Annotated in this window: 19 protein-coding genes; 9 read left to right on the top strand and 10 right to left on the bottom strand. The window is 74.9% G+C overall.

Features of this window, described 5'->3' with window-relative positions; all coding sequences use genetic code 11:
- Nucleotides 1–44: 44 nt before the first annotated feature.
- Entirely contained in the window at nt 45–1,196 is a 1,152-nt protein-coding gene (locus ACIBPC_RS26745) for an aminoglycoside phosphotransferase family protein (protein WP_362967020.1), read from the top strand.
- Here the strand turns inward: ACIBPC_RS26745 and ACIBPC_RS26740 are convergent.
- From ACIBPC_RS26740 to ACIBPC_RS26725, 4 genes are all read right to left on the bottom strand, one after another.
- Nucleotides 1,084–3,255 carry an MMPL family transporter gene (locus ACIBPC_RS26740; protein WP_398848138.1) on the bottom strand — a complete coding sequence of 724 codons (2,172 nt, stop codon included), beginning with the start codon at nt 3,253–3,255 and terminating at the stop codon, nt 1,084–1,086. The two genes, ACIBPC_RS26745 and ACIBPC_RS26740, sit on opposite strands and share 113 nt — an antisense overlap.
- A gap of 113 nt (nt 3,256–3,368) precedes the next feature.
- Nucleotides 3,369–4,070 carry a response regulator transcription factor gene (locus tag ACIBPC_RS26735; RefSeq protein WP_362967015.1) on the bottom strand — a complete coding sequence of 234 codons (702 nt, stop codon included), beginning with the start codon at nt 4,068–4,070 and terminating at the stop codon, nt 3,369–3,371.
- A gap of 34 nt (nt 4,071–4,104) precedes the next feature.
- Entirely contained in the window at nt 4,105–4,491 is a 387-nt protein-coding gene (locus tag ACIBPC_RS26730) for a hypothetical protein (protein WP_398848137.1), read from the bottom strand.
- Between the two features lie 36 nt (nt 4,492–4,527).
- Nucleotides 4,528–4,719 (bottom strand): hypothetical protein, encoded by a 192-nt coding sequence (locus ACIBPC_RS26725; protein ID WP_362967011.1) that lies wholly within the window; start codon nt 4,717–4,719, stop codon nt 4,528–4,530.
- A 211-nt stretch (nt 4,720–4,930) separates the two neighbouring features.
- Here ACIBPC_RS26725 and ACIBPC_RS26720 point away from each other — a divergent pair, with 211 nt between their 5' ends.
- Complete coding sequence (locus tag ACIBPC_RS26720) at nt 4,931–5,338, top strand: hypothetical protein (protein ID WP_362967009.1); 408 nt, start codon at nt 4,931–4,933, stop codon at nt 5,336–5,338.
- Between the two features lie 28 nt (nt 5,339–5,366).
- On the opposite strand, the gene ACIBPC_RS26715 is transcribed toward ACIBPC_RS26720, so the two are convergent.
- Entirely contained in the window at nt 5,367–5,873 is a 507-nt protein-coding gene (locus ACIBPC_RS26715; protein ID WP_398848135.1) for a DinB family protein, read from the bottom strand.
- A 45-nt stretch (nt 5,874–5,918) separates the two neighbouring features.
- Here ACIBPC_RS26715 and ACIBPC_RS26710 point away from each other — a divergent pair, with 45 nt between their 5' ends.
- Nucleotides 5,919–7,313, top strand: a complete 1,395-nt coding sequence (locus ACIBPC_RS26710) for a hypothetical protein (RefSeq protein ID WP_398848133.1) — start codon at nt 5,919–5,921, stop codon at nt 7,311–7,313.
- On the opposite strand, the gene ACIBPC_RS26705 is transcribed toward ACIBPC_RS26710, so the two are convergent.
- Nucleotides 7,271–8,509: a sensor histidine kinase gene (locus tag ACIBPC_RS26705; RefSeq protein ID WP_398848131.1), complete on the bottom strand. Its 1,239-nt coding sequence runs from the start codon at nt 8,507–8,509 to the stop codon at nt 7,271–7,273. The two genes, ACIBPC_RS26710 and ACIBPC_RS26705, sit on opposite strands and share 43 nt — an antisense overlap.
- Before the next feature lie 76 nt (nt 8,510–8,585).
- Here ACIBPC_RS26705 and ACIBPC_RS26700 point away from each other — a divergent pair, with 76 nt between their 5' ends.
- Nucleotides 8,586–9,002 carry an ankyrin repeat domain-containing protein gene (locus tag ACIBPC_RS26700; protein WP_362967001.1) on the top strand — a complete coding sequence of 139 codons (417 nt, stop codon included), beginning with the start codon at nt 8,586–8,588 and terminating at the stop codon, nt 9,000–9,002.
- Between the two features lie 18 nt (nt 9,003–9,020).
- Here the strand turns inward: ACIBPC_RS26700 and ACIBPC_RS26695 are convergent, their stop codons facing one another.
- From ACIBPC_RS26695 to ACIBPC_RS26685, 3 genes are read right to left on the bottom strand one after another with little or no spacing between them, the layout of a single operon-like run.
- Nucleotides 9,021–9,830, bottom strand: coding sequence for a phosphotransferase (locus ACIBPC_RS26695; protein ID WP_398848128.1), 810 nt, complete (start codon nt 9,828–9,830; stop codon nt 9,021–9,023).
- 39 nt (nt 9,831–9,869) lie between these two features.
- Nucleotides 9,870–10,814 (bottom strand): NADP-dependent oxidoreductase, encoded by a 945-nt coding sequence (locus tag ACIBPC_RS26690; protein ID WP_398848126.1) that lies wholly within the window; start codon nt 10,812–10,814, stop codon nt 9,870–9,872.
- A 29-nt stretch (nt 10,815–10,843) separates the two neighbouring features.
- Nucleotides 10,844–11,491 (bottom strand): nitroreductase family protein, encoded by a 648-nt coding sequence (locus ACIBPC_RS26685; protein WP_362966995.1) that lies wholly within the window; start codon nt 11,489–11,491, stop codon nt 10,844–10,846.
- A 194-nt stretch (nt 11,492–11,685) separates the two neighbouring features.
- On the opposite strand from ACIBPC_RS26685, the gene ACIBPC_RS26680 reads away from it, so the two are divergent.
- Complete coding sequence (locus ACIBPC_RS26680) at nt 11,686–12,174, top strand: MarR family winged helix-turn-helix transcriptional regulator (RefSeq protein WP_398848124.1); 489 nt, start codon at nt 11,686–11,688, stop codon at nt 12,172–12,174.
- A gap of 5 nt (nt 12,175–12,179) precedes the next feature.
- On the opposite strand, the gene ACIBPC_RS26675 is transcribed toward ACIBPC_RS26680, so the two are convergent.
- Nucleotides 12,180–13,064: an NAD(P)-dependent oxidoreductase gene (locus ACIBPC_RS26675; protein ID WP_398848123.1), complete on the bottom strand. Its 885-nt coding sequence runs from the start codon at nt 13,062–13,064 to the stop codon at nt 12,180–12,182.
- 96 nt (nt 13,065–13,160) lie between these two features.
- Between ACIBPC_RS26675 and ACIBPC_RS26670 the strand changes: the two genes are divergently transcribed.
- The 4 genes from ACIBPC_RS26670 to ACIBPC_RS26655 all read left to right on the top strand — a co-directional run bounded on the left by ACIBPC_RS26670 (nt 13,161) and on the right by ACIBPC_RS26655 (nt 16,820).
- Entirely contained in the window at nt 13,161–13,532 is a 372-nt protein-coding gene (locus ACIBPC_RS26670) for a helix-turn-helix domain-containing protein (protein ID WP_362966989.1), read from the top strand.
- Nucleotides 13,533–13,768: 236 nt separating this feature from the next.
- Entirely contained in the window at nt 13,769–14,326 is a 558-nt protein-coding gene (locus tag ACIBPC_RS26665) for a TetR/AcrR family transcriptional regulator (protein ID WP_362966987.1), read from the top strand.
- A 62-nt stretch (nt 14,327–14,388) separates the two neighbouring features.
- Nucleotides 14,389–15,885, top strand: coding sequence for an MFS transporter (locus ACIBPC_RS26660; protein WP_398848120.1), 1,497 nt, complete (start codon nt 14,389–14,391; stop codon nt 15,883–15,885).
- Nucleotides 15,882–16,820: a phosphotransferase family protein gene (locus ACIBPC_RS26655; RefSeq protein WP_398848118.1), complete on the top strand. Its 939-nt coding sequence runs from the start codon at nt 15,882–15,884 to the stop codon at nt 16,818–16,820. The genes ACIBPC_RS26660 and ACIBPC_RS26655 overlap by 4 nt, the downstream gene beginning before the upstream one ends.
- Nucleotides 16,821–17,040: the final 220 nt, after the last annotated feature.

Here is a 17,040-nt window from a genome sequence, read left to right as displayed (position 1 = left end):
CGCACCGGTGCCGGGGGACGCACGACCGTCGGGGGACGCACGCCATGAGCCAGCCGCTGCCACGGCCTACCCTTCGCGGGAACCACCGCGTCTGGCAGGTCGTGCGGGCGGAGGGCGAACTGGCGGCGCTGGGACGGCTCAAGGCCGGGCGCCCGCGCCCCGGCGTGCACCGCTTCGACCCGCGCTGCTTCGGCAGCGAGGAGGACGTGCTGATCGAGCTGGCCCTGCTGGGGATGCAGCGCATCGCGCCCGTATACCAGCTGGGCAGCCCGGACGACGACCTGCGCGTGCACGGCTACATCGAGGGCGAGGCGCTGTCCGTGTCGCGCCCGCCCGGCACCCCGCTGAGCGGCGGCGAACTCTCCCAGCTGGCCGAGCTGTCGGGGCGGCTGGCGACCGTGCCGCCCAGCGCCATGGCGCTCGTGCACCGCTGCCCGGTGGTGCTCCGCCCGCGCAACAGCCGGGAATTCCTGCACGGCCTGATCCGCTTCACGCGGCGCCGTGTCTACGCCGTCCACCGCCCGGCGATGGAGGGGCTGTTCACCTCGCTGCACATCGGCCCCGGGGTGCTCGGCCCCTCGGGGCCGCTGTCGCGCGAGGCGTCGCTGCTGACGGACCGGCCGTTCTGCCTGCTCCACGGCGACCTGCACCGGGACAACCTGATCGTCGCCGAGGCGGACGGCCTGCTGTGGACGATCGACTGGGAACTGGCCCTCGTGGGCGACCCGTTGTACGACCTCGCCACGCACCTGCACCTGATGCGCTACCCCCCGGCCCAGGAGCCCGAGGTCCTGGCGCGCTGGGCGCGCGCCGTGGAGGCGTCGCTGCCCGGCGCGTCGGACGGGCTCGCGCGGGACCTGCCGCGCTACCTGGCGTACAAACGGGTGCAGTCGGTCTTCACGGACGTGATCCGGCAGGCGTTCCTCGTACGGGCCGCGCCACCGGGACAGCTCGACGCGAGCCTGGCCCGCGCGGGCGAGGTGGTGGGCGCGGCCCTGCGGGCGGCGGCGCGGATGCTGGGTCTTGGCCGGGTGCCAGGACCCAGCGCCGTGGAGGGGGCCTACGCCGCGTGGCGTGCCGGGCTCAGTGGCGCTCCAGCTCCACCGCCGGCAGCGACCGCGCCAGCGAGGCGGGCAGCCACCAGGCGCGGCGGCCCATCAGCTGCATCGCGGCGGGGACGACGAGGCAGCGGATGACGACCGCGTCCACGAAGATGGCCACCGCCATGCCGAAGCCCATCTGCTGGAGCATCCGGTCGGAACTGAGCAGGAACGACCCGAAGACGACGATCATGATCGCCCCGGCCGCCGTGACGACCGACCCGGTGTGCGCCAGGCCCTCCCGTACCGCCGCGCGGTGGTCGCCGTGCCGCCGCCACTCCTCGTGGATGCGGGAGACGAGGAAGATCTCGTAGTCCATCGACAGGCCGAAGACGACGGCGAAGATCATCACCGGCAGGAACGACTCGACAGGGCCCGGCTCGACGCCGAACAGCCCGTTCTGGAACACCGCCGTCATCGCGCCGATCGCCGCGCCGATGCTCAGCAGGTTCAGCAGGGCGGCCTTCAGCGGGATGAGGAACGAGCGGAAGACCACCAGCAGGAGCAGCAGCGAGACGCCGACGACCAGGCCGATGAACAGCGGCATGCGCGCGGCCGTGGTGGCGGCGAAGTCCTCGTTGGCCGCCGTCGCGCCGCCCACCACGTGCGCGGCGCCGGTCCGTTCCGCCAGGGCGGGCAGGACGTCGTCGCGCAGCTCGCCGAGGAGGTCGGCCGTCTCCGCGTCCTGGGGCGCCGAGTCGGGGAAGGCGATCACGGTCGCCACCGCGCCGTCGGGCGACGGGATCGGCGGGGTCGTCGCGGCGATGCCGGGCGTGTCCGCGAGGACGGCGGCGGCCTCGGCCGCGGCGCGCTCGGCGCCCTCGTCCCCGCCCTCGGTGACGACGGCGAAGGGCCCGTTGAAGCCGGGGCCGAAGCCGTCGGACAGCAGGTCGTACGCGGCGCGGCTGGTGGTGCCCTCCGGGTCGTTGCCCGCGTCGGCGAAGCCGAGGCGCATGCCGAGGGCGGGCGCGGACAGGCCGAGCAGCGCGACGACGGCGACCAGCAGGGCGGTGAGCGGGCGGCGCTGCACGGCGGTGGCGACGGTGCGCCAGCGGTCGCCGGACGGCCGCCTGCCGCGCGCGGCGCGCTTCGCGTCCCGCTGGGCGAAGCCGCGGGCGAAGCGGGCGCCGAAGAAGCCGAGCAGGGCGGGCAGCATCGTCAGCGCGGCGGCCATGGTGACGAGGACGGTGACGGCGACGGACAGGCCGATGCCCCGGAGCGAGCCGAGGCCGAGGGCCACCAGGCCGAGCAGCGCGACGATGACGGTGCAGCCGGCGAAGAAGACGGTGCGGCCCGCGGCGTCCATGGCGTGCTCGGTGGCGCGTTCGGGGGTGGCGCCCGCGGCCAGTTCGGTGCGGAAGCGGGCGAAGATCAGCAGCGCGTAGTCGATGCCGACGCCGAGGCCGACGAGCATCATCATGTAGGGCGTGTAGTCGGCGATGGTGAAGACGTGCGAGGCGATGACGATCGCGCCGAGCGCCGAGCCGACGGCGAACAGGGCGGTGATCACGGGCAGTCCGGCCGCGACGACGCTGCCGAAGAGGAAGACGAGGATGACCAGGGCGGCGAGGATGCCGAGGCCCTCGCCGGGTCCGCCGCTCTCGGCGAGCTGCCGCGCGGCGTCGCCGCCCAGCTCGACCCGGAGCCCGTCGGTCTGCGCGGTCCGCGCGGTGTCCAGGATGTCCTGGACGGCCGCGGTCTCCAGCTGCTCGGAGGGGACGGTGAGGAGAACGGTGGCGTACCCCGTCGTGCCGTCGGCGGACACGGCGGCCTCGGTGGCGTACGGGTCGGCCACCTCGGCGACGCCCGGCAGGCGCCCGACCTCCGCCAGCATGGCCGTGACGCGCTCCTCGGTGCCGCCCGCGCGCAGGCCCGCGTCGTCGTGCAGGACGATGTCGAGGGTGTCGGCGCCCTGGTCGGCGCCGTGGGCGGCCAGGAGGTCGGCGGCGTGCTGGGAGTCGGTGCCGGGCAGCGAGTAGTCCTCGCGGTAGTCGTCGCCAGTGGCGCTCGCGACGGCCCAGACGCCGGCGAGCAGGACCGCCCACAGCAGCAGGACGAGCTTGCGGTGGCGGTACGAGAAGCCCGCGAGGCGGGCGAACGGGGAACGGCCGGGGGTGGCCGGCGGACGGGGCGGTGAGGGCGCGGTCGTGTTCATGCGCACCACCGTCGTCGCGGGGTTCACCCTGCCGCGTCCTACGGGGGTGGACAACAGCCGTACCACGGTGGGTGTACGGCGACGGGCGCGCGTACCACCGGAGTTGACGCCGGTCAGCCGAGCCAGCCGGGCGTGATCATCCCCGACTCGTAGGCCAGGACGACCAGTTGGGCGCGGTCGCGGACCGCCAGTTTGGTCATGACGCGGCTGACGTGCGTCTTCGCCGTGGCCGGGCTGAGCACGAGCCGCTCGGCTATCTCGTCGTTGGTCAGGCCCGCGCCGACCAGGCCGAGGACCTCGCGCTCGCGCGCGGTCAGCCCGTTCAGCCGCGGCCCCGGCTCCGGGCGGCGCGCGCGGCCGGCGAACTCGGCTATCAGCCGCCGCGTCACGGCGGGCGCGATCAGCGCGTCACCGCGCGCGCAGACGCGGACGCCGTGCAGCAGCTCCATCGGCTCGGTGTCCTTCACGAGGAAGCCGGACGCGCCCGCGCGCAGGGCGCCGTACACGTGGTCGTCCACGTCGAAGGTGGTGAGGATCAGCACCCGCACGTCCGCGAGCCGTCCGTCCGCGACGATCTCGCGCGTGGCGGCGAGGCCGTCGAGCACCGGCATGCGGATGTCCATCAGGACGACGTCGGGCCGCAGTTCACGCGCGAGCCGCACGGCCTCCGCCCCGTCGGACGCCTCGCCGACGACGGCGATGTCGTCCTCGTCCTCCAGGATCGACCTGAACCCCGCCCGCACGAGCTTCTGGTCGTCGGCGAGGAGGACGCGTACGGGTCGTGGGTCCCGGTCCCCCGGGGACGTGGCGGTCATGGCCACAGCGTAGGCGCCGGGACACCGGGCCCGGTCAGCCGAGCGTCAGGAGACGCGGCTCGTCGTCCTCGCCCTCCTGGAGGTAGACCTCGGGACAGGCCACGACGACCGCTTCGACCATGCCGTGGAAGTCCTCGGGGGACACGCGGTCCTGGAAGCCCACGATGGCGTCGAGTGTGCCTTCGAGGGAGTCCCCGTAGACCGGGAAGAGGGTGACCGCGCGGCCGTCGGGGGACAGCAGGTGGAGGGACAGCTCCCGCTCGTCGAACGTCCGCTCCACCTCGATCGCCATGCGGCCGTTGTCGTGGACCAGGGCGGCCCTGCCCAGCCTGGCAGCTCCTTCCGCCAGCTCCCACCCCGCGCCGGTGAGCCGTTCCACCACGCGGCGTGACTCCTGGTTGTGCAGATCCTGGTCCGCCATCCGTGCCCGCCCCTCGTACGCGTCGGGCCGCGCGGGTCAGACCCCGCCTGAGCTGCCCGAAGAGGAGCTTGCGTCACCCGAGTTGCCGGGTGTGGAAGTGTAACGGCCCTCCCGGCGGCCCTTCCGTGCGCGGCGGCCCAGCGTCGCGCCGAGGAGCGCGGCGAAGCCTAGGCCGACGACGATCCAGGCGAGCAGGATCGCGAGCACCACCAGCAGGACGTCCGGCATGTCGTCTCCCTTCCCGGCATCGGCCCGGCGCGTACACCCGTGCACTGTGCGGCAACTCCGCGCGGGCGCGCAACACCCCGAACGCATAAGGCAGCCGCACCACCGCGCTCCCGCCCGCGCGCGCCGCCGCACCCGGCCCGCGCGTGTGCGGGGCGGCGGCGCCGAGCAGCCGTGATAGGCACGGCAGGCGGACGGGCGAGAGGAGCGGCAGATGGGCATTCCCGCGGAGATCCGCGACGTGCACTGGCGGGCGTGCGGACTGGACTGTCCGGTGCTCGACCGCGGCACCTGCCGGAGGACCTGGGGGCTGCGGTGCAGCGCGCCCGAGTGCGGTTCGGCCGCCGCCGAGATCCTGTCGCTGTGGACGGTGCACGCGCTGCAGGACGACGAGTGCGGGACCGTCAACCTCGGCAACGGGTGGCACGCCCTCTTCCGGCGCGAGCGCGCCGTGCTGCGCAACATCGGCGCCGTCCTGGACATCGACCTGTACGGGGACATCGGCAGCCAGCGATCGCTGTGCGCGTTCCGCTTCGGCTCGGAGGCCGAGCTGGACGAGGCGTGGCTGCGGTTCAGGGCCGGGGCCGCGTACCCGCCGGTGCCGCCGCGCCGCTGGTACTGAGCCGGGGGTACGAAACGGCGGCGGCGCGTCAGACGCCCGTGCGTCCGTCGACCGCCTCCCTGATGAGGTCCGCGTGCCCGTTGTGCCGCGCGTACTCGTGGATCAGGTGAAGCATCACCATCCGCAGCGACACCGTCTCCCCCGTCTTGCCGACGACGCCCGTCACGTCCAGGGACGGCGCGGCCTGTTCGACGCGGCGCGCGTGGGCCACCTCCGCCTCCCAGGCCGCGAACGCCTCGGCGCGCGTCGAGGCGCCCGCGTCGTAGGCCGCCTGGAAGTCGCCGGTGGCGGACCACACCAGCGGGACGTCCTCCCCGTCGATGATGCGGCGGAACCACGTGCGCTCCACCTCCGCCATGTGGCGGACCAGGCCGAGGAGCGACAGCGCGGACGTCGGCACGGCGGCGCGGCGCAGCTGCTCGTCCGTCAGGCCGTCGCACTTCCACGCCAGGGTGGCGCGGTGGTGGTCGAGGAAGCCGCGCAGCGTGGCGCGTTCGTCACCGGTCAGGGGCGGGTCGGGGCGTTCGGTGGCCATCGTGGGTCCTTCGGTACGGCCCGGCGGTGTGATATCCGGGCATATATGGATGTTCGTGATGTTCCGGCCGAGGAGCCGGTGGCGCGGGTCAAGTGGATCAGACGGATCGGGCGCGCCGGTACGGCGGGCGGGCCCGCGCGGGCGCTGGCGGTGGTCGCCGTGCTGTTCGGCGCGGTCGGGCTGGTGCTCGTGCCGCCCTGGCTGGCGCTCGGGTGGGACGAGATCGTGTACGTCAGCCGGTGGGACGCGTTCGGGCCCGCCACGCCGTTCAGCGCGCCGCGCTCCCGGGGCGTGCCGCTGCTGGTGGCGCCCGTGGCGCTGGTCACCGACTCGGTGGTGGTGCTGCGCTGCTACCTGGCGGCCATGGCGGCGCTCGCGCTGTACCTGGGATTCCGGCCGTGGGTGGGTGAGTTCGCGAGCCGTGCGGCGGTGCCCGTGGCCGCCGCCGCGTACGGCAGCCTGTGGTTCGCGCTGTTCTACGCGGGCTCCGCCATGCCGAACCACTACGTCGCGATGGCCGCCGTCGCCGCCGTGGGCTGCGTCCGCCGGAACATGTGGCTCGGCCTCGCCGCCGCCGTCGCCGTGGCGGGCCTGATGCGCGCGAGCGACGCCGTCTTCCTGGCGCTGCCGCTGCTGCTGTCGGCCTGGCGGCGGCCCAGGACGCTCAGCGCGGTGCTGGCCGGGCTCGCCGCCGGGGTCGGCCCCTGGGTGGTGGAGGCGGAACGGCGGTTCGGCGGCGTACGGGAGCGGCTCGCCGAGGCGAGCGAGATCCAGGGCGGCACGGGCCTCACGTTCTCCCTCTTCAAGCACGCCACCGCGCTGGACGGGCCGCTGCTGTGCCGCCCCTGCGAGGGCGATCCCATGGCGTGGCAACTGCTGGTGTGGTGGCTGCTGCTCCCGCCGCTCGTGGCGCTCGGGCTCTACGCGGCGCGCCGCCAGGTGGGGCTGCTGGTGGTGACCGCGTTCTCCATGTCGTTCACCTACCTCTTCCTGATCGACTACGCGGCGGCCCGCTTCCTGCTGCCCGTCTACGCGCTGCTGGCGCTGCCCGCGATCCTCGGCCTGGAACGCTTCACGTCCCACCTGTCGGCCCCCGCCGCCGCGACGCTGCTCGTCGTCCTGGTCGCCGGGCAGCTCGCGCTCCAGCTGACCGTGCTGCGCGCGCACGCCCGTATCCAGGAGAACGCGCGCGCCGACTGGGAGCGTGTGTCCGACGTCCTGCGGGGCGAGGGAGTAGGCCCTCCGTGCGTGCTCGACGGCCCGCAGGCGATCCCCGTGGCCCACACGCTGGGCTGCACGACAGTGAGCGCGGGGGGAGGGCCGCCCGACGCGACAGTGCTGCGCGGCGACGACCCGGCGCCAGGCGAGGGCTGGCGGACCGTGGAGGTGCCCGGGACCTACAACGCGGACTGGCGCGTGGCCGTACCCGCGGCGCCCTGACCCGGCTCCCCGACCGGCAGCGGCAGCCACGCCGTCACCCGGAATCCCCGGCCCGTGCTCCCCGCCTCGAACTCCCCGCCCAGCGCACGTGCCCGTTCCGCCATCCCGCCGATACCACTGCCGCCACCCACCACGGGCGGCCCGTCCGGCGTACCGCCGCCGTCGCCCCCGTCGTCCTCTATCCGCAGGCGCAGCTCCCCCGGCAGCCACGTCAGGGTGACGTCCGCCCGCGTCGCCGCCGCGTGGCGCGTCACATTGGTCAGCGACTCCTGCACGATGCGGTACGCCGCCAGGGAGATCTGCGGCGGGACGACGGGCGCCTCGCCCTCGGCGGTGACGGTGACGTCGAGGCCGGTGGCGCCCGCGCGCCCGGCCAGTTCGGCGAGGCGGTCGAGCCCGGCGGGGGCGGGCGTCACCGGCGCCTCCTCGTCCACCTGGCGCAGCACGCCGAGCGTGGCCCGCAGTTCGCGCAGCGCCTCCTTGCTGGTGTCGCGCACGGACGTGAGGGCCGCGATCAGCTCGGCCGTCTCGCCGGGCCGCTTGGCGCTGCGGTGCAGGGCGGCGGCCGTCTGGACGCTGATGAGCGAGATGTTGTGCCCGAGGACGTCGTGCAGCTCGCGGGCGAGCCTGAGCCGCTCCTCGGTGGCGGACTGGCGGGCGCGCACGTCCCGTTCGCGTTCGGCGGCCAGCGCGCGCTGCTCGGCCTCGCGCAGGTACGCCTGCCGCACGCGCATGGTGTGCCCGAGGAGGACGAGGCTCGCGAGCCAGCCGCTGAGCAGGACGATGGCCGTGTTGTCCACGTGCCGCTGGTCGGCCGCGCCGACGATGAACTCGCCCCACGCGATCGCGAGCATCGCCGACACCGCGATGGCGATCCCCGCCACGAGCCGCCCCGACCGCGTCACCGTGTAGAGCGCCAGGACGAACACCAGCATCGGCGTGGCGCCGTCCGCCGCCGACAGCGGGTAGTGGACGGCCGACACCGCCATGGCGGCCACCGCCACGCCCACCGGCCACCGGTGCCGCACGAGCAGCGACGCCCAGGCCAGCAGCGGCGGCAGGACGCCCAGCAGCGTCACGGCGCCCGGCTGGTCCAGCTCGCGGAACGGCAGCGCGGCGGTCTCGGCGGCCAGCACCGCCCCGGCCAGCCACACCGCCCCGTCCACCCGGAACACCTGGCGCTGGGGGGCATTCATGGGGGACAGAGTACGTAGGCTGGTCATACGGCAGCACGGTCCGCTCCCGGCTGCCTCGATCGAGGAGGACGTCCCCATGACCGGCCCGGCACCCGAGAGCAACGAACCGGCGCACGACCCCGAGGTGCTCCAGCTCGCGACGAAGATCTTCGACCTCGCGCGCGACGGCGACACCGACACCGTCGCCGCCTACGTCGACGCCGGTGTCCCGCCGAACCTGAGCAACGACAAGGGCGACACCCTCCTCATGCTGGCCGCCTACCACGGGCACGCGGAGACCGTCCGCGCCCTGCTCGCGCGCGGGGCCGACGCGGGCCGGGGCAACGACAAGGGCCAGACCCCGCTGGCGGGCGCCGTGTTCAAGGGCGCGGCCGACGTCGTACGCGTCCTGCTGGACGCGGGCGCCGACCCCGCCGCGGGGCAGCCGTCGGCGGTGGACACCGCGCAGATGTTCGGCCGCACCGAGCTGCTGGAACTGTTCGGCCGGAACTGACCGCCGCCGCCCGGCGGATCAGGCGAGCAGCGCGCGGACGAACGTCCCCCGCGTCCGCGCGTACCACTCCCCGATCCGCTCCCAGCGCCTCCAGCCGCCGTACGCGGCGAACGACGCCTGGTACACCGGGTCGCCCCCCGCGACCCGCCCCGCCACGAACGCGCGCCCCACCGCGATCGCCTCCCCGACGGCCTCCACCAGCTCCCCCCGCCCCTCACGCGCCAGCCCGTACCCGTCCGCCAGCACCCGCAGCCGGCGTACGGGGTCGAGCCCGCCGCGGCCCGCTGCCTCCGCGGACTCCGGGTCGAGGACGGGCGCCCAGTAGCGCGCGGCCATGGCCAGGTCCCACAGCGGCCGTCCGGGGGCGGCGAGGTCGAAGTCGATGAGGGCGGCGGGGCGGCCGTCGCGGAACACCACGTTCTCCGGGCACACGTCGTTGTGGCACAGCAGCGTGCCGCCGCGCGGGTCGGCCAGGTCGGCGGGCCAGGCGACGGAGGGGTCGGGCGGCAGGGCGGCGGACGCGTCGTGCAGGCGGCGCAGCAGGCCGCCGACGCGGGCGAGCGCCTCCTCCGTCATCGCCCAGGCGGGGAACGGCGGCAGCGGCACGTCGCCCGGCACGAACGCCAGCCGCTCCCGGCCCGCGGCGGTGTCGAGCGCGACGGGCTCCGGCGCGCCGCCGAACCCGGCCGCCGCCAGGGCGCGGAGGTGCCGGTGGAGCGCGGCGGCGTGCGGCGGCGCGGGCCGTTCGACCTCGTCGCCGTGGCGTACGACCGCGCCCGCGTTGGCCATGCCGCCCGCCAGCGGCACCCCACCGTGCTCCGCCCCCATGAGCCCCCCACCTGCCAGACCGTCAGAACCGCCAGGCCGTCAGACCTTCAGGACCACCTTGCCACTGGTGCGGCGCTCCGCGACACGCCGGTGCGCCTGAGCCGCCTCGGCCAGCGGCAGGACGGCGGCGACCTCCGTCCGCAGCGCGCCCCGGGCGACGAGGGCGGCCAGCCCGTCGAGCCCGGCGCGGTCGGGCTCGACGAGGAAGCCGGTCGCGCGCAGCCCGCGCCGTTCCGCCTCCGCCGCCGCCTCCGGATCGAGGCGGCCGGGCACGGCGATCAGCAGGCCGCCTGGCCGCAGGCAGTCGAGCGACCTGCGCTGGTGCTCCGGGTCGCCCACCAGGTCGAGCACCACGTCGGCGTCGCGCACGGCCTCCTCGAACGGCACGCGCGTGTAGTCCACGACGTCCGCCGCGCCGAGGCCGCGCACGAAGTCGTGCTTCGCCGCGCTGGCGGTCCCGGTCACGCGCGCGCCCCGCGCCACCGCGATCTGCACCGCGAGATGCCCCACGCCCCCCGCCGCCGCGTGCACCAGGACGTGCTCCCCCTCCCGCACGTCCGCCGTGTCCACGAGCGTCTGCCACGCCGTCAGCCCGGCCAGCGGCAGGGCGGCGGCCCGCTCGTGGCTCAGCCCCGGCGGCATGCGCGCGAAGTGACGGGACGGCGCGGTGACGTACTCGGCGTACGCCCCGGCGCGGCGCGGGAACCACGGCATCCCGAACACGTCGTCCCCCACCGCCAGCGTCGTGACGCCGCGCCCGGTCGCCTCGACGGTCCCCGCCACGTCCCAGCCGACCGTGAACGGCGGCGGCCCGACGACGGAGGCCATGCCCTCCCCCTCGCGGGTCTTCAGGTCCACGGGGTTGACGCCCGCCGCGCGCACGCGGACCAGGACCTCGGTGGGCAGCGGCTCGGGGCGCGGCATGTCGTCCGCCAGGGTCAGGACGCCGGGGTCGCCGAAGCGGTCCTGGGTGATCGCTCTCATACGGCCATGCTGGCGCCGCCCGGCCGGGCTCACCACCTGTCCCAGTGCAGCACCTCCTCGCGGGGCACGCGGCGCGCGGGCCGGAAGTCGGTGCCGATCGTGAAGCCGAGCGGGAGGAACGCGGCGAGCATCACGCGCTCGTACGGGACGCCGAGCGCGGCGGCGAGTTCGCGTTCCAGCGGCGCCTGGGCGGTGGTCCACACGGTGCCGAGGCCGCGGGCGCGTGCGGCCAGCATGAAGCTCCAGGTGGCGGGGAGGATCGACCCCCAGGTGCCCGCCTGGTCGGTGACGGAGGCGCGGTCGGTGCGGCCCTCGACGGCGGGGATGACGAACGCGGGGATGCGGTGCGCGTTGTCGTACAGGTGGCGCAGGCCGCCCGCGATGCGCTCCATGCTGCCGGGGGCGGCGTACATGCGGCGCACGTCGTCGTCGGTGAGCCGCTGGGGGAGGTTGGCGTCGAGGGCGCGGCGGAAGATCCCGGCGACGGTCCGGCGGCGCGCGGGGTCGGTGACGGCGAGGAAGTGCCAGCGCTGGCGGTTGCGGCCGGTGGGGGCCTGGGTGGCGAGGTCCACGCACTCCTCGATCAGGGCGCGCGGGACCGGACGGGTGAGGTCGAGGCGCCTGCGGACGGCGCGGGTGGTGGACAGGAGCTGGTCGGGGGTGAGGTCGAGCGTCATGCGGGGTCCTTCGCACGGGAACGGCGGTCGTGGGCCGGCGCCGGACCACATCGCGCATTCGTCTGCGGACTGATGATCTGCGCACCGACGATGCACGAACCTAGGTCCGCGATCGTCGGCTGTCAAACAATCTGCGCCCAGACGTTTTCTGGTACGGTCGGCGGCACCCGGCCCACGAGAGGAACCAGCCCGCCGTGCCGACCAGGACCACACCGCCCGCGACCGGCACCGCCGGCTACTTCGCCAGGCTCGCCGCCGAACGCCCCGACATCGCGCTGTGCCGCGCCTCCACCGCCGTCGCCCGCGCCGCCGACACCCACGCCCAGGCCCTCGGCACCGGCGTCGGCCAGCACCTCGTGCTGCGCATGCTGGACGCCGTGGGCCCGTGCTCGCAGCGGGTGCTGGGCGAGGAGCTGCGCATCGACCGCACCGTCATGGTCGGCATCTGCGACAGCCTGGAGGCGGCGGGCCAGGTCCGCCGCGAGCGCGACCCCGCCGACCGCAGGGCGTACGCCGTCACGCTGACCGACGCGGGCCGCGCGCAGCTCGCGCGGGCGGAGGCGGCGGCCCCCGCGTTCCTCGACCGGACGTTCGCCGCGCTCACCCCGGCGGAACGCGACCAGCTCGCCGTCCTGCTCGGCAAGCTGCTGCACCCGGCGGACGGGGGCGCCACCGGCGCCTGAAAGGCTCAGGCGCCGCCGGTGCGCAGCAGGCCGGGGAGTCCGGCCAAGCCCTCGTCGCCGTGCCCCTGGGCGACGCGGCGCTCCATCAGGGCCATGAAGGGGGCCAGCAGTTCGTTGCCGACGCCCGCCTCCTCCGCCGTGCGGACCAGCGTGCCGTTGCCCGCGGCCATCATGGCCAGGTTGGAGGTCACGCCCTTCGTGAGGTCGCCGCCTTCGAGCTGGGCCGCCATCTCGTGCACGCTGCCGGTCATCGCGCGGAGCCAGTCCGCGAGCAGCCCGGCGAAGTCCCTGGGGGCGACGTCCGCGTCCCGCACGAGGGCGAACGCCTGGGTGACGCCCGCGAACATGCCCGTCATCGCCGTCAGCAGCGCCACGTCGTGCAGCGCCGCGAGCCCGGCGTCCTCGCCGACGTACGCGGTGCGCGCCGGGACGGCGAGGACCGCCCCGTGCCGCTCGAACGCCTCGCGCGAGCCGCTGTAGAACACGTATGCGCCAGGCGTCCCGATCATCGGCGGCACGGCCATGATCCCGCCGTCCAGGAAGCGCGCGCCCCGCGCGACGGCCCAGGCGGCGCGCTCGCGGGCCTCGCCGGGGGTGGAGGTGGTCAGGTTGACGACGTCCTTGCCGGTCAGCTCCGCGTCGGCCAGCGCCTCGCCGACCGACGCGTCGTCCAGCAGGCAGACGACCACGAGGCCGGAGGCGGCGACGGCCTCGGCGGCGGTGGGCGCGGCGGTGGCGCCCTCGGCGACGAGGGGATCGGCGCGGGACGCGGTGCGGTTCCAGACGGTGACGCGGTGCCCGGCGGCGAGCCAGGCGCGGGCCAGCGCCGTGCCCATGGCGCCGAGTCCGAGGAGGGTGAGGGAAGCCGGCTGTCCGGCGTTGTCAGTCATGCGGATTAGGCTCGTTCACGGTGGAATGAGCATCAAGTACGCACTTCGAAGTGGGCACTCACCTCGGGGTGAGTCGGCATGTGGGAGGCGTGTGGGATGGCGAGGACACTACGGCCCGGGGCGTACGACTGCGGGATCGACGCGGCGATGGGGCTGATCGAGGGGCGGTGGAAGGTCACGATCCTGTGGGCGCTGGACGAGGGCGCGCACCGCTTCGGCGAGCTGCGCAGGCTGCTGCCGGGGATCTCCGAGAAGGTGCTCGCGTCGAATCTGCGCGAGATGGAGGAGGTGGGCATCGTGCGCCGGGAGGTGTTCGACGAGACGGTGCCCCGCGTCGAGTACTCGCTGACGCCCGCCGGGGTGTCGCTGAACGCGGCGCTGGTCCCGCTGGGCGCCTGGGGCAAGGAGCACGTGCTGGGTGTCGCGGCGTACCCGGAGCTGGCGGACCCGGCGGACGTCGCGGTCTGACGCCGCGCGCCGGGCAGGGCGGGGCGGTCCGACGGATGGAACGCTTGCGTTCCATCCGCGCGCCCGGTTAGGCTTGCCGATGGAACGGAACGGTTCCGTTCCATCTTCATCCCTCCGGTCCGCTCCGGTCCCCCTCCCCACCCGTTTCTCCGAGGAGCCATCCCATCCACCCCGCCGATCCCCCCGCCGTCCCACCCGCCGGATCCGAGGCCGATCCTCCGTCCCGCCGCCCCCGGGTGACGGCCGAGCGCGAGACCGAAGTGCTCGCCGCCGTCCTCCAGCTGCTGCACGAGGTGGGATACGAGGGGCTGACGATGGACGCGGTCGCGACCCGCGCGCGCTGCGGCAAGGCCACGCTCTACCGCCAGTGGCGGGGCAAGCCGGGCCTGGTCGCGGCGGCGCTGAATGCGTCGCGCCCCGACGGGTTCGGCCAGGTGGACACCGGGAGCCTGCGGGGCGACCTGCTGGTGATCCTGACCGCCATGGCCGGCAAGGCGGCGGACGAGACCGTGCTGATCAGCGGTCTCGCGCGCGCCATGCTCCAGGACAAGGAGCTGGCGAGCACCCTGCGGGAGACCCTGGTCGTCCCGCAGGACGCCAAGCTGGCGGCCATCGTCGACCGGGCCGTGGCACGGGGCGAGCTGTCCGCGCGCCCCGCCGCGACCTCCTGGCTCGGCCCGCTGGTGTTCGGGACGGTGCTCTGCCGCCCGCTGTTCCAGGACGAGTACGCCGACGACGCCTACCTCGTCCGGTTCCTCGACGAAACACTCCTTCCCGCCCTGCTGCACAGCTAGCCGTGCAGCGATCCGGCCGCCCGGCCACCAGGCCGGCAGCACCATCGGAGCCCACCCGAACCATGGCACAGACCCTCACCACACCGGCCGGTCCGCCGTCCGGCACCGCCGCAGAACGCCCGGGACACCGCTGGTGGGTCCTGGCCGTCATCGCCGTCGCGCAGCTGATGGTGGTCCTCGACGCGACCATCGTGAACATCGCGCTCCCCTCCGCCCAGGAGGCCCTGGACTTCTCCGACAGCGGCAGGCAGTGGATCGTCACGTCCTACGCGCTCGCCTTCGGCAGCCTGCTGCTGCTCGGCGGCCGGGTCGCCGACCTCTTCGGCCGCAAGATCACCTTCCTCACCGGCCTGGTCGGCTTCGCCCTCGCGTCGGCGATCGGCGGCGCGGCCCCCAACTTCGAGGTCCTGGTGACCGCGCGCGCCCTCCAGGGCGTGTTCGGCGCCCTGCTGGCCCCCGCCGCGCTGTCCCTGCTGTCCACGACCTTCACGGACACCAAGGAGCGCGCCAAGGCGTTCAGCGTCTACGGGGCCGTCGCGGGCGCGGGCGGCGCCATCGGCCTCCTCCTCGGCGGCCTGCTGACCGAGCACCTGAGCTGGCGCTGGACCCTCTACGTCAACCTCTTCTTCGCCGCGATCGCCCTCGTCGGCGGCGTGATCCTGCTGGCCCGCACCCCGCGCGACCGGTCCATCCGGCTGGACGTGCCCGGCACGGTCCTGGTGTCGCTCGGCCTCTTCGGCGTCGTCTACGGCTTCGCCAACGTCGAGTCGCACGACTGGGCGCACCCCGGCACGTGGGGCTTCCTCATTGCCGGAACGATCCTGCTGGCCGCCTTCGTCCGCTGGCAGCTCCGCGCCCCCCAGCCGCTGCTGCCGCTGCGCGTCCTGCTGGACCGCACCCGCGGCGCGTCGTTCATCGCCGTCCTCATCAGCGGCGTCGGCATGTTCGGGATATTCCTCTTCCTCACCTACTACCTGCAGTCGATCCTCCGGTACACGCCGGTCGAGACCGGCCTCGCGTTCCTGCCGATGATCGCCGCCCTGACCGTCGCGGCCACCCTGTCCACGACGGGGCTGCTCCCCCGCTTCGGACCCCGGCCGGTCGTGCCGCTCGGCCTGGCCGTCGCCGCCGGGGGCCTCGTGTGGCTGACCGAACTGGGCCTGGACAGCTCCTACGCGACGCACGTCCTGCCGCCGCTGATCGTGATGGGCCTCGGCATCGGCCTGATGATCGCCGCGTCGATGAACCTGGCGATCTCCGGCGTGCTGCCCGAGGACGCGGGCGTGGCCTCCGCGACCGTCAACACCATGCAGCAGATCGGCGGTTCCATCGGTACGGCCGTCCTCAGCAGTCTCGCCGCCGGGGCGTCGGACGACTACCTCGCCACCCACGACCCGCGCGACCCGGTCAACCAGGCCATGGCCGCGCTGGAGAGCTTCTCCACCGCCTACTGGTGGTCGGCGGGCTTCTTCGTCGTCGGCGCGGTGATCTGCCTGTTCGTCTACCGGCGCGGCGTCCCCGCACCGGCCTCGGGCGACGCCCCCGCGGTCCACATGTGACCGGAGCACCCGCTCCCCTCGCCGCGGCGACCCGGGCCTGGCTGGCCCGGGTCCTGCGGCCGGGCGAACGCGTCGTGTCGGCCACCGTCCTGTCCGGCGGCTGGACCTCCGCCATGCGCCTGCTGCGCACCGGCCAACGGGAGCTGGTCCTGCGCCAGTTCACCACCCCGTTCTTCCGGCGGCACGCGCCCGGCCTCCTGACGCGCGAGGCCGATGTCCTCCGCCTGCTCGACGGCAGCGGCATCCCCGCGGCCCGCCTGGTCGCCGTCGATCCCACCGGCGAACACTGCGACGCCCCCTCCCTGCTGATGACCCGCCTGCCCGGCGCGCTGCGCCTCGGCATACGGCGCGACGAACCCGACGCCGCCCCCGCCCTGGCCGCCCTCCTCGCCCGTATCCACGGCCTGCGGGTGGACGCGGACGCCAGACCGCGCCCGTACCAGGCGTGGACGGCACCGGACCGCGTCCGCGTCCCCCCGGACACCCGGCGGCCGGGCCTGTGGCGGCGCGCCGTCGCCGCCATCGACCGCGAACGCCCGGCGTACGAGGGCCGCTTCCTGCACCGCGACTTCCACCCGGGGAACGTCCTGTTCACCCCGGACGGGCGCGTCAGCGGTGTCGTGGACTGGGTGGAGACCTCCTGGGGCCCCGCCGACCTCGACGTGGCCCACTGCGCGACCGCCCTGGCACTGCTGCACGGCCCGGCGCACGGACTCGCGTTCGCCGGCCTGTACGAGGCGGCGGGCGGCGCCCTGATGCCCGCCCCCGGCGAGCACCTCCACTGGCGCCTGCTGGACGCCCTGGCCTTCGCCCCGGACGCGGAACGGGTCGTGTCCCCCTGGCGCTCACTGGGCCGCACCGACCTCACCCCCGAGTCGGTCACCCAGCGCCTGGAGGACTACATCGACGCCCTGCTCACCCGCTACGCCCCCTGACCGCCCTCCCCTTCCGGCACAGCCGGGGAGCGGACAGGCACCGCTCACCGCGCCCGCAGGGGTACGCCACCGCCGGAACGTCCCGCCGAGCGCCGCCCCGCGGACCGGACACCGCGTCACCTTCGGCACAGCCGGGGAGCGGACAGGCACCGCTCACCGCGCCCGCAGGGGTACGCCACCGCCGGAACGTCCCGCCGAGCGCCGCCCCGCGGACCGGACA

It is taken from the genome of Streptomyces sp. NPDC049879 (assembly GCF_044461265.1).
Taxonomy (GTDB): Bacteria; Actinomycetota; Actinomycetes; order Streptomycetales; family Streptomycetaceae; genus Streptomyces.
The sequence above is the reverse complement of the archived record's forward strand: the minus strand, read 5'-3'. Positions and strand labels throughout refer to the sequence as shown.

Excerpts from the sequence above, each read along its gene's own strand:
- ACIBPC_RS26695 (WP_398848128.1), bottom strand. The coding sequence starts at position 9,830 with ATGGGGGCGGAGCACGGTGGGGTGCCGCTGGCGGGCGGCATGGCCAAC.
- ACIBPC_RS26705 (WP_398848131.1), bottom strand. The coding sequence starts at position 8,509 with ATGAATGCCCCCCAGCGCCAGGTGTTCCGGGTGGACGGGGCGGTGTGG.
- ACIBPC_RS26685 (WP_362966995.1), bottom strand. The coding sequence starts at position 11,491 with ATGACGCTCGACCTCACCCCCGACCAGCTCCTGTCCACCACCCGCGCC.
- ACIBPC_RS26700 (WP_362967001.1), top strand. The coding sequence starts at position 8,586 with ATGACCGGCCCGGCACCCGAGAGCAACGAACCGGCGCACGACCCCGAG.
- ACIBPC_RS26725 (WP_362967011.1), bottom strand. The coding sequence starts at position 4,719 with ATGCCGGACGTCCTGCTGGTGGTGCTCGCGATCCTGCTCGCCTGGATC.
- ACIBPC_RS26715 (WP_398848135.1), bottom strand. The coding sequence starts at position 5,873 with ATGGCCACCGAACGCCCCGACCCGCCCCTGACCGGTGACGAACGCGCC.
- ACIBPC_RS26730 (WP_398848137.1), bottom strand. The coding sequence starts at position 4,491 with ATGGCGGACCAGGATCTGCACAACCAGGAGTCACGCCGCGTGGTGGAA.
- ACIBPC_RS26735 (WP_362967015.1), bottom strand. The coding sequence starts at position 4,070 with ATGACCGCCACGTCCCCGGGGGACCGGGACCCACGACCCGTACGCGTC.
- ACIBPC_RS26660 (WP_398848120.1), top strand. The coding sequence starts at position 14,389 with ATGGCACAGACCCTCACCACACCGGCCGGTCCGCCGTCCGGCACCGCC.
- ACIBPC_RS26670 (WP_362966989.1), top strand. The coding sequence starts at position 13,161 with ATGGCGAGGACACTACGGCCCGGGGCGTACGACTGCGGGATCGACGCG.
- ACIBPC_RS26745 (WP_362967020.1), top strand. The coding sequence starts at position 45 with ATGAGCCAGCCGCTGCCACGGCCTACCCTTCGCGGGAACCACCGCGTC.
- ACIBPC_RS26740 (WP_398848138.1), bottom strand. The coding sequence starts at position 3,255 with ATGAACACGACCGCGCCCTCACCGCCCCGTCCGCCGGCCACCCCCGGC.
- ACIBPC_RS26720 (WP_362967009.1), top strand. The coding sequence starts at position 4,931 with ATGGGCATTCCCGCGGAGATCCGCGACGTGCACTGGCGGGCGTGCGGA.
- ACIBPC_RS26675 (WP_398848123.1), bottom strand. The coding sequence starts at position 13,064 with ATGACTGACAACGCCGGACAGCCGGCTTCCCTCACCCTCCTCGGACTC.
- ACIBPC_RS26710 (WP_398848133.1), top strand. The coding sequence starts at position 5,919 with ATGGATGTTCGTGATGTTCCGGCCGAGGAGCCGGTGGCGCGGGTCAAG.
- ACIBPC_RS26690 (WP_398848126.1), bottom strand. The coding sequence starts at position 10,814 with ATGAGAGCGATCACCCAGGACCGCTTCGGCGACCCCGGCGTCCTGACC.